The sequence below is a fragment of the Burkholderia sp. PvR073 genome (assembly GCF_054055695.1).
The window spans coordinates 610,492-625,453 of sequence record NZ_JBSRXO010000001.1; the positions used below are offsets into that span (position 1 = coordinate 610,492).

At 67.0% G+C, this 14,962-nt stretch carries 15 protein-coding genes; 12 read left to right on the plus strand and 3 right to left on the minus strand.

The features are described 5' to 3' along the window. Positions 1-162 precede the first annotated feature (162 nt). A complete protein-coding gene (locus tag ACVK00_RS02640; protein ID WP_228909251.1) occupies positions 163-354 on the minus strand; it encodes a hypothetical protein in 192 nt (63 codons plus the stop codon). Between the two features lie 115 nt (positions 355-469). On the opposite strand from ACVK00_RS02640, the gene ACVK00_RS02645 reads away from it, so the two are divergent. From ACVK00_RS02645 to ACVK00_RS02665, 5 genes are all read left to right on the plus strand, one after another. Then, entirely contained in the window at positions 470-2,002 is a 1,533-nt protein-coding gene (locus ACVK00_RS02645; RefSeq protein ID WP_284891209.1) for a GGDEF domain-containing protein, read from the plus strand. Positions 2,003-2,175: 173 nt separating this feature from the next. Further along, on the plus strand, positions 2,176-3,243 hold the full coding sequence (locus ACVK00_RS02650; protein ID WP_228909245.1) for an FUSC family protein: 1,068 nt from the start codon (positions 2,176-2,178) through the stop codon (positions 3,241-3,243). 337 nt (positions 3,244-3,580) lie between these two features. Beyond that, complete coding sequence (gene argG, locus ACVK00_RS02655) at positions 3,581-4,915, plus strand: argininosuccinate synthase (RefSeq protein ID WP_228909244.1); 1,335 nt, start codon at positions 3,581-3,583, stop codon at positions 4,913-4,915. Between the two features lie 216 nt (positions 4,916-5,131). Continuing rightward, on the plus strand, positions 5,132-5,629 hold the full coding sequence (locus ACVK00_RS02660) for a shikimate kinase (protein WP_284891208.1): 498 nt from the start codon (positions 5,132-5,134) through the stop codon (positions 5,627-5,629). A gap of 152 nt (positions 5,630-5,781) precedes the next feature. Beyond that, a complete protein-coding gene (locus ACVK00_RS02665; protein ID WP_284891207.1) occupies positions 5,782-6,021 on the plus strand; it encodes a hypothetical protein in 240 nt (79 codons plus the stop codon). Between the two features lie 74 nt (positions 6,022-6,095). On the opposite strand, the gene ACVK00_RS02670 is transcribed toward ACVK00_RS02665, so the two are convergent. Next, positions 6,096-7,406, minus strand: a complete 1,311-nt coding sequence (locus tag ACVK00_RS02670) for an MFS transporter (RefSeq protein WP_284891206.1) — start codon at positions 7,404-7,406, stop codon at positions 6,096-6,098. A 193-nt stretch (positions 7,407-7,599) separates the two neighbouring features. Beyond that, positions 7,600-8,682 (minus strand): tartrate dehydrogenase, encoded by a 1,083-nt coding sequence (locus tag ACVK00_RS02675; protein WP_284891205.1) that lies wholly within the window; start codon positions 8,680-8,682, stop codon positions 7,600-7,602. Between the two features lie 108 nt (positions 8,683-8,790). On the opposite strand from ACVK00_RS02675, the gene ACVK00_RS02680 reads away from it, so the two are divergent. From ACVK00_RS02680 to ACVK00_RS02710, 7 genes are all read left to right on the plus strand, one after another. After that, complete coding sequence (locus tag ACVK00_RS02680) at positions 8,791-9,699, plus strand: LysR substrate-binding domain-containing protein (RefSeq protein WP_105830003.1); 909 nt, start codon at positions 8,791-8,793, stop codon at positions 9,697-9,699. A 251-nt stretch (positions 9,700-9,950) separates the two neighbouring features. Continuing rightward, complete coding sequence (locus tag ACVK00_RS02685) at positions 9,951-10,457, plus strand: helix-turn-helix domain-containing protein (protein ID WP_284891204.1); 507 nt, start codon at positions 9,951-9,953, stop codon at positions 10,455-10,457. Then, positions 10,454-11,725: a type II toxin-antitoxin system HipA family toxin gene (locus tag ACVK00_RS02690; protein ID WP_284891203.1), complete on the plus strand. Its 1,272-nt coding sequence runs from the start codon at positions 10,454-10,456 to the stop codon at positions 11,723-11,725. Before ACVK00_RS02685 ends, ACVK00_RS02690 begins: the two co-directional genes overlap by 4 nt. Before the next feature lie 90 nt (positions 11,726-11,815). Further along, a complete protein-coding gene (locus tag ACVK00_RS02695) occupies positions 11,816-12,442 on the plus strand; it encodes a LysE family translocator (protein ID WP_228909227.1) in 627 nt (208 codons plus the stop codon). A 14-nt stretch (positions 12,443-12,456) separates the two neighbouring features. After that, entirely contained in the window at positions 12,457-13,218 is a 762-nt protein-coding gene (locus ACVK00_RS02700) for a class I SAM-dependent methyltransferase (RefSeq protein WP_284891202.1), read from the plus strand. Between the two features lie 314 nt (positions 13,219-13,532). Then, positions 13,533-14,756, plus strand: coding sequence for an RtcB family protein (locus ACVK00_RS02705; protein WP_228909224.1), 1,224 nt, complete (start codon positions 13,533-13,535; stop codon positions 14,754-14,756). 13 nt (positions 14,757-14,769) lie between these two features. Beyond that, positions 14,770-14,928: a hypothetical protein gene (locus ACVK00_RS02710; RefSeq protein ID WP_416378671.1), complete on the plus strand. Its 159-nt coding sequence runs from the start codon at positions 14,770-14,772 to the stop codon at positions 14,926-14,928. Positions 14,929-14,962: the final 34 nt, after the last annotated feature.

Here is a 14,962-nt window from a genome sequence, read left to right on the forward strand (position 1 = left end):
ATTCGTCATCAGGATCGCGCGGGTCCGAACGCCCGCGCCGCCGCGGGCAGGACCCCGCGGAATCAACGGGTTGGATGCGGCACGCGCGACAACACGCCGCTCTCGCGGCCGCGTGCGCGTGCACGTGCGCGTCGAAAGCCATATTCGCCGACCGGTTATCCGTCATGCCGATCCGCCCCCTGCGCAATCGACTTCAACACCCATTGCCGATGCCGCATTAAAGCGACAAATCGATCGACATACACGCCAATAATCAGACAAAATGCCCGACACCGACAATTGATTCAAATCAAAATCAACCGAGCGGCACGCGGTGATGATGCGTAGCCGCCGCGAATCGACATTTTTGCGCATGCATGTTTTGCATCGCGCGGCGGGTTTTAAAAATTCGCGACATAATACGGGTTAATTCGAAATATTCAGCGCGCGGAACCCTCGACGCACACCTATCCGCCGCGCCGCCCCGAGGATGAACCCACACCTGCTGCCCGCTACGCTGCGCCGCCATACCGCGTCGGTCGTGGCCCGCATTCTGTCGCCGCGCGGCGTACTCGTCGCGGGCATCGTGCTGCTGCTGTTCAGCTGGGGACTCTCGACGTCGCTTTTAATCGAGGCACGCCACGACGCGTATGACCATGCGGTCGAAAATGCGCGCAACCTGATGCTGCTGATCGAGCGCGATATTTCCCGCAATATCGAACTGTATGATCTGTCACTGCAAAACGTCGTCGATGGTCTCGCCGATCCGGAACTGATGGCATTGCCGCCGCGCCAGCGTCACCGGCTGCTGTTCGACCGCGCCGCGACCGGCGCGTATCTCGGCGCCATTTTCGTGATGGACCCGCACGGCAATATCGTGATCGATTCGGCCACGTCGCCGCCGCGGCAAGGAAATTTCGCCGATCGTGAATATTTCATCGTGCATCGCGACCGGCTTGCGCAGGGCCTCTATATCAGCCGGCCCTATGCGTCCCGGCTGCGCGGCGGCGCGCTGACGATCGCGCTCAGCCGCCGGATCATCCAGGCCGACGGCACGTTCGGCGGGATCGTCGTCGGCACGCTGAACATCGACTACTTCCGCGCGCTGCTCGACGGTCTCGCGGTCGGCAAACACGGCAGCGCCGCGGTCATCGAGAACAACGGCGCGCTCGTGTCCCGCCTGCCGTACGATGCGCGCGTGGTCGGCCTCGATCTGCACAACTCCCCGCTCTTCATCGAGGCCCAGCGCCGCAGCGAAGGCGTGCTCACGGGTGTCGGCGCGATCGACGGCGTGCGCCGCATCTATGTTTACAAGCATCTCGCGAATCTGCCGCTGGTCGTCGACGTCGCGCCCGCCGAGACCGACATCTACGCACCGTGGCGCCATCGCGCGATCTGGACCGCCGTGCTGATGGGCCTGTTTACCGCGTTCATCGCGTGGGGCTCGCTCGCGCTGTCGCGAGAACTCAAGCGCCGGCAGATCGCCGAGTCGAAGCTGTACCGGCTCGCGCACACCGATTCGCTGACCGGCCTCGACAACCGCGGCACCTTCGACGCGGTGCTCGCGAAGGAAGCGCAGCGCGCATCGCGCAGCGGCCGCCCGCTGTCGGTGCTGTTCGTCGACGTCGATCATTTCAAGGCGTTCAACGACTACTACGGCCACCTTGCCGGCGACGACGTGCTGCGCCGCGTCGCGCAATCCGCGTCGCGCTGCCTGCGTCGCGACAGCGACCATGTCGCGCGCTACGGCGGCGAGGAATTCGTCGTCACGCTGCCCGACACCGATGCGCGGGGCGCGGCGACCGTCGCCGAGGCGATTCGCCGCGCGATCGCCGGACTCGACATCGCGCACGGCCGCAGCCCGTACGGCCACGTGACGACGAGCATCGGCACCGCGACCGCCACCGGCGGGCGCGTGAACGCCGCGGCGCTGCTGCGGCTGGCCGACGAAGCGCTGTACCGCGCGAAGTCCGGCGGGCGCAATCGCGTGTCGGACGCCGAGGCGAGCACGGCCGACGCGTGACGCGGCGGCCGCCCACGCCGCGCCGCCTCGCCGTGGACAGCCCGCGCGCGTTCGGCTAGCGTTACGTCAGCTGCGCGTGCGGCGCGGCGCCGGCCCGCGCAGGCCGCCCGCGCGTATTGCGGCCACCCCGGCGGCCACCCCGGCGGCCACCCCACCGGCCACCCCACTCCGTCATGACTGCCCAGCTCCCTGCCCGACTACCGCCGCTCCTGCGCCACGCGCTCCGTCCTCTGCTGGACCCGTACCGCCGCTACCGGCACGCGAAGCTGATCCATGCGGCGCGCGTCGCGCTCGCGATCCTCGTGTCGATCGGCTTGTCCACCGGCCTGCGCGTGCCGCACGGCGAATGGTCGACGATCACCGTGCTGATCGTCGTCGGCGGGCTGCAACACCACGGCAACATTCGCAAGAAGGCGGCCGAGCGCGCGCTCGGCACGTCGATCGGCGCGCTCGCGGGGCTCGGGCTGATCGTGCTGTATTCCGTCCTGCACGCGCCGCTCGCGATCTACCTGCTGATGTCGATCGCGTGCGGGCTCTGCGCGTATCACGCGATCGGCAAGGCCGGCTACATCGCGCTGCTGTCGGCGATCACGATGGTGATCGTCGCCGGACACGGCGACAACGAGATCGTCGACGGCCTGTGGCGCGCGGTGAACGTGCTGGTCGGCATCGCGATCGCGCTGGCGTTCTCGTTCGCGCTGCCGCTCTATGCGACCTACTCGTGGCGCTACAAGCTCGCCGACGCGCTGCGCGCATGCGCGGCCGTGCACGCACGGCTCGCCGGCGACCGCCCCGTGAGCGATGACGCGCACCTGAAGGAAATGGCCGCGCTGAGCGCGCTGCTGGTGCAGCTGCGTTCGCTGATGCCGTCGGTGTCGAAGGAGTGCGAGATCTCGGTCACGCACCTCGAGGCGATCCAGCGCAGCCTGCGCCTGTGCATCGGCTACCTGGAGATCCTGTCGAGCGCCGTGCCGGCCCGCGACGACCTCGCCGCCCGCGAATACATGCGAACCGGGATGAAGGCCGTGAACCGGCGCATCCGCGACACGCTCGTCGGCGCGAGCCGCGCGCTCAAGTTCGGCACGCCGAGCCGGCTCGCGCCGCGCCGCCGGCCGGCCGATCCGCTGCACGACGCGCCGCCGCAGTTGTTGGGCTACGTATCGATCACGGCCAAGCTGGCCGCCGAAGTGGATCAGTTGCGCGAGAAGCTGCTCGATACCGCGCAGGCATGGAATATCTGAAGGGCTGAAGCTCGACGGATTCCGGCAGACGGCGGGAAAACTTTCACATGCCTTTCATTAGGCCGAGATTGCATCCTGACGACATCGGCCACCCTTTTCGGTCGATCCGGCCCCGGCAACAGCGCGTGCGTACCAGCGCGTTCCCGCCGGTTTCGGCCGCCTTTCGGGGCCGCTTCGCGGCGGATTCTCCGGGCGGTTAACCGGCCGCCAGGCCCGCCGCGACAGGCCCGACGACGCATTGGCGCGAAAATCAGGTCTTGCCCCAACTTCCCGGACAGCCGATACTCGCATATTCCGCGAAATACGATCCCACCGGCTTCAATCCACGGTAATTCCTATGAGCACGATTCTCGAAAGCCTCCCGACCGGCCAGAAGGTCGGTATCGCCTTCTCCGGCGGCCTGGACACCAGCGCCGCGCTGCACTGGATGAAACTGAAGGGCGCCGTCCCGTACGCATACACGGCGAACCTCGGCCAGCCCGACGAAGACGATTACGACGCGATCCCGAAACGCGCGATCGAATACGGCGCAGCCGGCGCCCGCCTGATCGACTGCCGCGCGCAGCTCGTCGCCGAAGGCATCGCCGCGCTGCAAAGCGGCGCGTTCCACATCACGACGGCCGGCGTCACGTACTTCAACACGACGCCGATCGGCCGCGCCGTGACGGGCACGATGCTCGTCGCCGCGATGAAGGAAGACGGCGTCAACATCTGGGGTGACGGCAGCACGTACAAGGGCAACGACATCGAGCGTTTCTACCGCTACGGCCTGCTCGTGAACCCGGATCTGAAGATCTACAAGCCGTGGCTCGACCAGACGTTCATCGACGAACTCGGCGGCCGCGCCGAAATGTCCGAATTCATGAACCAGGCCGGCTTCGCGTACAAGATGTCGGCCGAGAAGGCGTATTCGACCGACTCGAACCTGCTCGGCGCGACGCACGAGGCGAAGGACCTGGAAAGCCTCGAAAGCGGCATCAAGATCGTGAACCCGATCATGGGCGTCGCGTTCTGGCGCGACGACGTGAAGATCGCCGCCGAGGAAGTGACGGTGCGCTTCGAAGCCGGCCAGCCGGTCGCGCTGAACGGCGTCGAGTTCAAGGACCCGGTCGAGCTGCTGCTCGAAGCGAACCGCATCGGCGGCCGCCACGGCCTCGGCATGAGCGACCAGATCGAGAACCGCATCATCGAGGCGAAGAGCCGCGGCATCTACGAAGCCCCGGGCCTCGCGCTGCTGTACATCGCCTACGAGCGCCTCGTCACCGGCATCCACAACGAAGACACGATCGAGCAGTACCGCGAGAACGGCCGCCGTCTCGGCCGCCTGCTGTACCAGGGCCGCTGGTTCGACCCGCAGGCGATCATGCTGCGCGAAACGGCGCAGCGCTGGGTTGCACGCGCGATCACCGGTGAAGTGAAGGTCGAACTGCGCCGCGGCAACGACTACTCGATCCTGAGCACGAAGTCGCCGAACCTCACGTACCAGCCGGAACGCCTGTCGATGGAGAAGGTTGCATCGACGTTCTCGCCGCGCGACCGGATCGGCCAGCTGACGATGCGCAACCTCGACATCACCGATACGCGCGACAAGCTGCGCGTGTATTCGCAAGTCGGCCTGCTGACGCCGGGTGAAACGTCGGCGTTGCCGCAGATCAAGGGCGACGACAAGTAAGTCGCTTCGCGCGACGCCGTGCCGCATCGCTGGATGCGGCACGGTCGGGCGGGCTGCGTGTGTGGCGCATCATCACGCACACGGCCTGCCGCTTCCCCCCTCCCCGCCTTTCCGCTTTCCCTCTGCATTCGCACCACGCCGCGTGACGCACCTACGGCACTGCACCGTCGCGCCAGTCATGGCAAGCTGCGAGTCGTCCGATTCCTGCGTCGACTCATGACCACGCTCACCGTCATCCACTTGAACGGCCCGATCAACAGCGGCAAGACGACGATCGGTCTCGCGCTCGCGCGCATGCTGCCCGGCGCGCGTTTCATCGACGGCGACGATCACGATGCGCCCGAGGACGCGCCGTTCGACGTGCAATGGACGATCGCGCTCGAGCGTCTCGTCACGCAGATCGCGCACGCGCGCGAGCGCTATCTGGTGATTGCCTATCCGATCGGCGAAGCGGAATTCGAGCGGCTGAGCGCGGCCTGCGACGCACGCGCTGCGCGGTTGTTCGTCGTCACGCTCGCGCCGCCCGAAGCGATCGCGTCGTCGAATCGCGGCGCGCGCGCACTGACGGACTGGGAGCGGCAACGGATCGGCGAGATGTATCGGGAAGGATATGCGGCACGCGCGTTCAGCGATTGCGTGATCGATACGTCGAGGGCATCGGCCGATGCGTGTGCGTCGGAGATCGCTCGCCGTGCGGCGCTTCCCGCACATTGACGCGCCCGCTTCGATCGCGCCGTCGCGGGGAACGTCGTCGGCGCGCCGTGTATCCTCGAGGCTTTTCGCCAACCTGAAACGACACCCGATACAACATGACAACACGACTCGGCTCTCTTCTCGCGTGACTCGCGGTCATTGAAATCATTGCGATGGTGATGTGCTACGGCTATGCCAGCTCGATGATCGATCCTTACGCAGGTGTCGGCGTTCTCGGCTTCGGCCTGCGGAGCATGGCCACTGTCTCCGTCCGGGCGCTTGCCGTCGGCGTCGGTTGTCTCGCGATCGACACGTCGAAACCGGACCAGCGTCCGGAAACTTCATTCCGCATCGCGCTCCCGCTGCACCTTCTGCTCTGCATCCCGGGCCTGTGGTTCTGGTTCAACGCGTAAGACATGCCCGATCCGGTGAATGCGGGCGCGCGCCGTGCGTGTGCCGGATACATGACCGCCGACGCGCGCAGCCTTCAATGATGCTGCTGCGCCCCCGTCACGACGTGCGCCCTCGCCTCCTTGCGGCTCAGCATCAGCGTAACGACCGCCGACACCGCGAGCGTGCCCGCCACCACGTACAGCCCGGCCGCATACCCGCCCGTCACATGCTTGAGCCAGCCGATCGCGAACGGCCCGACGAAGCCGCCGAGGTTGCCGATCGAGTTGATCATCGCGATCCCCGCGGCCGCGCCGGCGCCTGACAGGAACGCGCTCGGCATCGCCCACAGCGGCGCCTTCGCGGCGCTGATCCCGATGTTGACGACGACCAGCGCGAGCACGGTCAGGAGCGCGGTGCTCGCCTGCCCCGCGAACACGAAGCCGATGCAGGCCAGCACGCACGGAATCACGACGTGCCACGTGCGCTCGCCGGTGCGATCCGAATGCCGCGCCCAGACGATCATCGCGACGACCGCGGCGATGCTCGGGATCCCGGTGAGCAAGCCCGTCTGCAACGCGGTGAAGCCGAACTGCTTGACCATCAGCGGCGCCCACAGGCCGAGCGTGTAGAGCCCTGCCGACGTGCCGAAATAGATCAGCGCGAGCGCCAGCACGCGCGGATCGCGCAGCGCCTGCCATGCGCCGGCCGTATGCCCGGCGTGCGTGTGGCGCGCGTCGGCTTCGGCTTTCAGCTTCGCGATCAGCCAGTCGCGCTCGTCCGGCTGAAGCCACGCGGCCTTCGACGGCGAATCGGTCAGGCACTTCAGCACGACGAAGCCGAGCAAGACCGCCGGCAGCGCTTCGATGACGTACAGCATCTGCCAGTCGGCGAGCCCGAACATCGGCGGCATCTGCATGATCGCGCCCGACAGCGGCGAGCCGATCGCGGTGGAGATCGGCGCGGCCGCCATGAACCACGCGGCGGCCACCGCGCGCTGCTTCGCGGGAAACCACAGGCTCAGGTACAGGATGATGCCGGGGAAGAATCCGGCTTCCGCCATGCCGAGCAGGAAGCGCAGCACGTAGAAGCTCGTCGGCCCGGCCGCGAACGCAGACACCGCGGACACGATGCCCCACGTGATCATCACGCGCGCGATCCAGATGCGTGCGCCGACGCGATGGAGAATCAGATTGCTCGGCACTTCGAACAGAAAGTAGCCGATGAAGAACAGGCCGCCGCCGAATCCGAACGCGGTCGGCGACAGGCCGATCGCCTTGTTCATCGTCATCGCCGCGAAGCCGACGTTGACGCGATCGAGAAAGCTGACGAAGTAAAGCAGCATCACGAACGGAATGATGCGCCACATCAGCTTCCGCGCGACACGGGTTTCAAGATCCGCTTGCATGTGTCTCCTCCTTGGAGGTCGAGCCGTGCGCAGTGCGCGCGTGCCCGGTGGGTGCCGGCCGGTGCCACGACGACGCGCGCACACCGGCGCCCGGCTCGCGTCGAATGCGCGAGTCGCGGGCAGAAATTTCAGGGGCGGTGAATCGACGACGAACGGCTGCGCACGCGCGCGGCCGTTACCGTCCTCGTTGACGTCAGGCGGCGACCGCCGCGCTCGCGACGCGCTCGCAGACGGCCGCCGTCACCTGCGCGGTGCTCGCGCTGCCGCCGAGGTCGCGCGTATGCAGCGACGGGTCGGCCGTGACGGCCTCGATCGCCTGCATCACGCGCGCGGCGGCGTCCGTCTCGCCGAGATGCTCGAGCAGCATCACGACCGACCAGAACGTGCCGACCGGATTCGCGAGGCCCTTGCCCATGATGTCGAACGCGGAGCCGTGGATCGGCTCGAACATCGACGGATAGCGGCGCTCGGGATCGATGTTGCCGGTCGGCGCGATGCCAAGGCTGCCGGCGAGCGCGGCGGCGAGATCGCTGAGGATGTCCGCGTGCAGGTTCGTCGCGACGATCGTGTCGAGCGACGCCGGGCGGTTCACCATGCGCGCGGTCGCGGCGTCGACGAGTTCCTTGTCCCACGTGACGTCGGGGAATTCCTGCGCGATCTGCTTCGCGATCTCGTCCCACATCACCATCGCGTGACGCTGCGCGTTGCTCTTCGTGATGACGGTCAGCAGCTTGCGCGGACGCGACTGCGCGAGCCGGAACGCGAAGCGCATGATGCGTTCGACGCCGGCGCGCGTGAGGATCGACACGTCGGTCGCGGCCTCGATCGGATGCCCCTGGTGCACGCGGCCGCCAACGCCCGCGTATTCGCCCTCCGAGTTCTCGCGCACGATCACCCAGTTCAGGTCGTCCGGCCCGCAGCGCTTCAGCGGCGCGTCGATGCCGGGCAGGATGCGCGTCGGGCGCACGTTCGCGTACTGGTCGAAGCCCTGGCAAATCTTCAGGCGCAGGCCCCACAGCGTCACGTGGTCGGGCACGTCGGGGTCGCCCGCCGAGCCGAACAGGATCGCGTCCTTGCCGCGCAGCGCGTCGAGACCGTCGGCCGGCATCATCGCGCCGTGCTGGCGGTAGTAATCGGCGCCCCAGTCGAAATCCTCGAACTCGAACGCAAAGCGGTCGCTGCCGCGGGCCAGCGCTTCCAGCACCTGCTTGCCGGCCGGCACCACTTCCTTGCCGATGCCGTCGCCGGGAATGGTCGCGATACGGTAGGTCTTCATGCTGACATCCTCGATTGATCGTAAGCGTGAATGCACTTTACCGAACCGGAAGTACGGGAACCGGTGCTAGGCTCAAAGCATCTTTAACTTTTATTCACGAATCTCGTCATGGCGGATACCGTCCAGCCGGCCGATCTCGGCTTCTTCTCGACGCTGGCCGCGTCGGGCAGCCTGAGCGCGGCCGCGCGCGAACTCGGGCTGACCGCGGCGGCCGTCAGCAAGCGGCTCACCCAGATGGAGCGCCGCGCGGGCGTGACGCTCGTCAACCGCACGACACGGCGCATGATGCTCACGCCCGAGGGCGACGTGTATCTCGACTACGCCCGCCGGATCCTCGATCAGATGGACGAACTGGGCGAACTGCTCGGCAGCGCGAAACAGCGGCCGAAGGGGCTGCTGCGCGTGAACGCGACGCTCGGCTTCGGGCGCAGCCACGTCGGCCCGGCGATCTCGCGCTTCGTCGCGCGCTATCCGGAAGTGTCGGTGCAGCTGCAGCTGTCGGTGATGCCGCCGCCGCTGACGGACGACGCGTTCGACGTGTGCATCCGCTTCGGCGAGCCGCCCGACACGCGCGTCGTCGCGCGGCGGCTCGCGCCGAACCGGCGGCTGCTGTGCGCGGCGCCCGCGTATCTCGCTCGGCACGGGACACCGGGCACCCCGCACGAGCTGACGCGGCACAACTGCATCGGCATCCGGCAAGGCGACGAGGGCTACGGGATCTGGCGGCTGACGGGCGGACGCGGCGCGGCGCGCAACACGGAGGCCGTGCGGATCAACGGCAACCTGACGACGAACGACGGCGAGATCGCGGTGAAGTGGGCGCTCGACGGACACGGGATCCTGATGCGCGCGGAATGGGATATCCGCGACTACCTGGCCGACGGGCGCCTCGTCGTCGTGTTGCCGGACTACGAGACGCCGGCCGCGGATATTTACGCGGTGTATGCGCAACGGCATCAGATGTCCGCGCGGATACGCGCGTTCGTGGACTATCTGGCGGGGGAGCTGGGTGGGTGATGGGGGGCGGGCGGACGAGCCCCAGTGCGTCCTGCATGGCGAAGTGACACCGAGCGTCCCGGTATAAACCGCGTCCGGCGCTGGCTCGCGCGATCGAGAAAATGTCAATATTTCGGTGTTTTTTCACACAAAAAGCCAAAATATTTACATTTCCTCTTGCGCAACCGGATCAAACCACCGCTTGCGGCCGGTCAAAGTGCTATTATTTTGGCGTTTATCACGTAAAAAGTGCTGAAATAATAGCTCTCACCATGGCCAAGAAAACCGCCCCGCTCTTGCCGGCATCCAGTCGGCTGCTCGCCGATCTCGGCGAGCGGCTGAAGTTGGCACGTCTGCGCCGAAAACTGACGGCCAAGCAGGTCGCGGAGCGCGCCGGCATGTCGCCGATGACGCTTCGCTCCCTCGAAGCAGGTAGTTCGGGGGTGACGATGGGAGCCTATCTTTCCGTCATGCAGACGCTCGGGCTCCAGGGCGATCTGGAACAGCTGGCCGCCACGGATCCGCTCGGCCGCCAGCTTCAGGACACCCGCCTCGCGTCGCCGCGGCGCCCGAAGCGCGTCGCGCCCCCGGCGACTGCCGCAGCGTCGCGCACACCCGACAGGCGCGCGCGCGTCTCATCCACGTCCCAAGCCAAGGAAACAGCAACCCCGGCATCCGATCGCGCAGTGCCTGACAACAATCGCGGCACGACCGCAGCGGAGCTGGCCGCATTGCTGAAACCCGTCGGCAAGCGACACGGGGAGACGCCCAAGAAATGACGACCATCTCCGTCTATGCGGACTGGAGCAGTCTGCCCGCCCCCCTGAAGCTCGGCCTTCTGCACGGTCGACAGACACGTGCCAGCGAACGGTTCGAATTCCGGTACGACGCGGCTGCGCTGGCTTCGCCCGAGCTTGCCGGCGTGCAGCTCGACCCCGGAATCGGCCTCTTCGAAGGGCCGCAATATCCACTTCCGCCACGGAACGCATTCGGCGCGTTCGCCGATTCGAGCCCCGATCGGTGGGGCCGCATGCTGATGGATCGCCGGCTGGAGCGCGACATTCGTGCAGGTCTTCGACCGAAGGGCACGCGACTCCATGAGTCGGACTACCTGCTCGGCGTCCATGATCTCTATCGGGTCGGTGCATTGCGCTACAAGCTCGACGACACTGGGGAATTTCTCGATGACCGTATCGATCTCGCCGCACCACCGTTTGCCGAAATTCACGAACTGGAGCAAGCCAGTCGGGCACTGGAGGAAGACGTCGACAACATCGCCCCGGACGGTCGCGATTGGCTATCGATGCTCATCGCGCCCGGAGGCTCGCTCGGTGGCGCAAGACCGAAAGCCAGCGTGGCCGACGATCGCGGGCATCTGTATATCGCGAAGTTCCCGAGCGCGCGAGACGACTACGACGTAGGCGGCTGGGAAATGGTCGTCAATGCACTGGCGGTCGGCTGCGGCCTGAACGTCGCCCACGCCGAAGCGCGAAAATTCGCCAGCGACCATCACTGCTTCCTGGTGCGACGCTTCGATCGGACTCCCGATGGTGGCCGGCTGCATTTTGCATCGGCCATGACGATGACCGGCCATGTCGACGGCGATGATGCATCCACCGGCGTCAGCTACCTGGAACTGGCGGAAGTCCTCATGCGACACGGTGTGCAACCGAATGCCGACCTGCGCGAACTATGGACCCGGATCGTCTTCAACCTTCTCGTCTCGAATACAGACGATCATCTTCGCAATCACGGATTCATTCTCGAACCCGGTGCGGGCTGGCGACTCTCCGCAGCCTACGACATGAATCCCGTTGCCATAGCCGAGGGCCTCAAGCTCAACATCACGGAAGCCGACAACGCGCTGAACCTCGAACTCGCCCGCGAGGTATGTGAATATTTTCGGCTGAGCCTGAAGGATGCGGACGAGATCATCGACGACTTCCGCGACGTCGTCGGCCAATGGCGCACGCTCGCGACACGACTCGCGCTTTCTGCGCGGGAACAGGAGCGCATGGCCGACGCGTTTCGCCTCGCGGGCATCTGACAGGGTTCCGCGCCGCCGGCAGCTGCGCGGCGAACCGAATACAATGCGTCGATCCTCCCCCGCCGCTGCGCCCACCTTGCTGGAGCCGCCATGTTCGACCTGACCACGCTGACCACCTTCACGGCCGTCGTTCTGGGCCTGTTCCTGATCCCGGGCCCCGCCGTGCTGCTCGTGCTGAGCCGCACCGTGCAGGGCGGCCGCAAGACCGGCATCCTGACCGGTCTCGGCGTCGCGAGCGGCGATTTCGTGCATACGCTGTTCGCGGCCGTCGGGCTGTCGGCGCTGCTGATGACGTCGGCGCTCGCGTTCAACGTCGTGAAGCTGGTCGGCGCCGCGTACCTGATCTACCTCGGCGTGCGTGCGCTGCTCGACCGCCCGTCGGATCCGTCGCTGCCGAAGGTGTCTGCCGTCACGCCGCTGAAGGCGTACCTGCAGGCGATTCCCGCCGAAATGCTGAACCCGAAGACCGCGCTGTTCTTCCTCGCGTTCATGCCGCAGTTCGTGCATCCGGAACGCGGCTCGACGTTCGTGCAGTTCGCGGTGCTCGGGCTGATCTTCGTCGTGCTGAGCTCGCTCTACACGACGCTGATCGCGTGCTCGATCCGCCCGCTCGGGCGCGTCGTGAAGCGGCTCGCATGGCTCACGCGCTGGCAGGGGAAGATCATCGGCTCGATCTTCATCGCGCTCGGGCTGCGGGTCGCGGTGCAGCAGCGCTGACCCGCGCGTTTCGCATGACGTCCGGCGCCGCGCCTGCCGGCGAACGCCTCTATACCGACCCGCGCCTCGTCGCGGTCTACGACCGGTTCAACGCCGGTGATCGCGACTTCGCGTTCTACGCCTCGCGCATCGGCGCCGCGCGGCAACGGATCCTCGATCTCGGCTGCGGCACCGGCACGTTCGCGCGGCGGCTTGCGTCGGCCGGACACGACGTCGTCGCGATCGATCCGGCGCCCGCGATGATCGGCCATGCGCGACGCCAGCCGGGCGCCGACGCCGTGCGCTGGTTCGCATGCGGCCTCGACGGCCTGCCGCGCGGCGCGCCATTCGACGCCGTCGTGATGACCGGGCACGCGTTCCAGTGCCTGCTGACCGACGCGGACATCGACGCGACGCTGCGCGGCGTGCGGCGCGTGCTGGCCGACGGTGGCCGCTTCCTGTTCGAAACCCGCAACCCGCGTGTCGAGCCGTGGCGTGCGTGGACACCGCAGGCGTCCGCATCCCGCATCGAGTCGTCCGAATTCGGCATCGTCGAGCTGCACCACGCGGTGACCGCGATCGACGGGCCAATCGTGTCGTTCGACACGGTCTACCGCTTTCACCGTGACGATACGCAGGTGCACAACGCGAGCCGGCTGCGCTTCATCGCGCAAGGCGAACTGCAGGCGCGGGTCGCGGCAGCCGGTTTCTCGTCGGCCGACTGGTGCGGCGACTGGCACGGCGCGCCGTTCGACGACGCGGCCAGCGCGGAGATCATCGCGATCTGCCGCGTGTGAGCGGTCGAATATCGGGCCGGCTCGACCGGAGGGGACGCCCCGAATGCGCACGACAACGCGATGCAGGATGCGTCGCAGCGTGCGGCCGCGCCGAATCCACGCGCCGCCCACCCGATCCCGTCGGACCCCGATCCGTGCGATGTGTGTCGCCCGGCGGCCGTTGAAGAAAAAGACAAGAATATGGGGAAGCGCTGAACACCGCGAAGGTGATGGAAGATGACTCGACCGCGCTGCGGCTCAAGGAGCTGGAAACGCTCGGGCGCGTCGCGGAACGGATCGACCAAGCCGCGCCGGACGAATGAAGGGTGATACAAATGAGTAACGACGATTTTCAGGTGATGGAACTGGCGAACGGCAAGCCGGTGAAGATGTGGACGCAAGGCGTCGCGGTCGAGGACGACGCGCGCGCGCAATTGCGCAACACCGCGCAGATGCCGTTCATTTTCCGGCACGTCGCGGTGATGCCGGACGTCCACCTCGGCAAGGGCTCGACGATCGGCAGCGTGATCCCGACGAAGGGCGCGATCATCCCGGCCGCGGTCGGCGTCGACATCGGCTGCGGGATGATGGCCGCGCGCACGACGCTCACCGCCGCGGACCTGCCGGACTCGCTCGGCGGGCTGCGCAGCGCGATCGAGCGCGCGGTGCCGCACGGTCGCGCGCCGGGCCGTCGCGATCCGGGGGCATGGGGCGACCGCACGCCGGCCGCCGTGACCGAGTCGTGGAAGTCGCTGCTGCCGGGTTTCAAGCGCATCGTCGATAAATATCCGAAGCTGGAAAAGACGAACCACTATGCGCATCTGGGCACGCTCGGCACGGGCAACCACTTCATCGAGGTGTGCATCGACGAAGCGGATCACGTGTGGTTCATGCTGCACAGCGGCTCGCGCGGCGTCGGCAACGCGATCGGCAGCCTGTTCATCGAACTCGCGCAGGCCGACATGCGGCAGCACATCGCGAACCTGCCGGATCGCAACCTCGCGTATTTCACCGAGGGCAGCCGGCACTTCGACGATTACGTCGAAGCGGTCGGCTGGGCGCAGGACTACGCACGCCGCAACCGGCAGGCCATGATGGATGCGGTGATCGGCGCGGCGCGCGGCGTGATCGCGAAGCCGTTCTCGGTCGACGAACACGCGGTGAACTGCCACCACAACTACGTGCAGCGCGAACGCCACTTCGGCGAGGACGTGCTCGTGACCCGCAAGGGCGCGGTGTCCGCGCAGAAGGGGCAGCTCGGGATCATTCCGGGCTCGATGGGCGCGAAGAGCTTCATCGTGCGCGGGCTCGGCAATCCGGAAAGCTTCTGTTCGTGCAGCCACGGCGCCGGCCGCGCGATGAGCCGGACCGAGGCGAAGCGCCGCTTCACGGTCGACGACCAGGTGAAGGCGACGCGCGGCGTCGAATGCCGGAAGGACGCGGGCGTCGTCGACGAAATTCCGATGGCCTACAAGGACATCGATGCGGTGATGGCCGCACAGCGCAGCCTCGTCGAAGTGGTGCACACGCTGCGTCAGGTGGTGTGCGTGAAGGGATAGCGCGGCGCGCGTGATGACGGAGCTGGAGGACGTCGAGCGACGCCATCACGTGAGCATGCCGTTCGCCTGCGAATCGCGCAGCCGCGGCCGGGGCTTCGCGTCACCGCCCCGCGATCCACGCGCTCTTCGACAACCGTCACACGAATCGTCATCGTTGCGGCGGTATACTTGATGCCGTCCGCCCGCGCCCGATCCGCATCGCGCAC

What these genes read in the sequence shown, in the direction of transcription:
- ACVK00_RS02640 (WP_228909251.1), bottom strand. Translation starts at nt 354, where the DNA reads ATGCGCAAAAATGTCGATTCGCGGCGGCTACGCATCATCACCGCGTGC.
- ACVK00_RS02660 (WP_284891208.1), top strand. Translation starts at nt 5,132, where the DNA reads ATGACCACGCTCACCGTCATCCACTTGAACGGCCCGATCAACAGCGGC.
- ACVK00_RS02680 (WP_105830003.1), top strand. Translation starts at nt 8,791, where the DNA reads ATGGCGGATACCGTCCAGCCGGCCGATCTCGGCTTCTTCTCGACGCTG.
- ACVK00_RS02670 (WP_284891206.1), bottom strand. Translation starts at nt 7,406, where the DNA reads ATGCAAGCGGATCTTGAAACCCGTGTCGCGCGGAAGCTGATGTGGCGC.
- ACVK00_RS02710 (WP_416378671.1), top strand. Translation starts at nt 14,770, where the DNA reads ATGACGGAGCTGGAGGACGTCGAGCGACGCCATCACGTGAGCATGCCG.
- ACVK00_RS02705 (WP_228909224.1), top strand. Translation starts at nt 13,533, where the DNA reads ATGAGTAACGACGATTTTCAGGTGATGGAACTGGCGAACGGCAAGCCG.
- ACVK00_RS02645 (WP_284891209.1), top strand. Translation starts at nt 470, where the DNA reads ATGAACCCACACCTGCTGCCCGCTACGCTGCGCCGCCATACCGCGTCG.
- argG (WP_228909244.1), top strand. Translation starts at nt 3,581, where the DNA reads ATGAGCACGATTCTCGAAAGCCTCCCGACCGGCCAGAAGGTCGGTATC.
- ACVK00_RS02685 (WP_284891204.1), top strand. Translation starts at nt 9,951, where the DNA reads ATGGCCAAGAAAACCGCCCCGCTCTTGCCGGCATCCAGTCGGCTGCTC.
- ACVK00_RS02675 (WP_284891205.1), bottom strand. Translation starts at nt 8,682, where the DNA reads ATGAAGACCTACCGTATCGCGACCATTCCCGGCGACGGCATCGGCAAG.
- ACVK00_RS02650 (WP_228909245.1), top strand. Translation starts at nt 2,176, where the DNA reads ATGACTGCCCAGCTCCCTGCCCGACTACCGCCGCTCCTGCGCCACGCG.
- ACVK00_RS02665 (WP_284891207.1), top strand. Translation starts at nt 5,782, where the DNA reads ATGGTGATGTGCTACGGCTATGCCAGCTCGATGATCGATCCTTACGCA.
- ACVK00_RS02695 (WP_228909227.1), top strand. Translation starts at nt 11,816, where the DNA reads ATGTTCGACCTGACCACGCTGACCACCTTCACGGCCGTCGTTCTGGGC.
- ACVK00_RS02700 (WP_284891202.1), top strand. Translation starts at nt 12,457, where the DNA reads ATGACGTCCGGCGCCGCGCCTGCCGGCGAACGCCTCTATACCGACCCG.
- ACVK00_RS02690 (WP_284891203.1), top strand. Translation starts at nt 10,454, where the DNA reads ATGACGACCATCTCCGTCTATGCGGACTGGAGCAGTCTGCCCGCCCCC.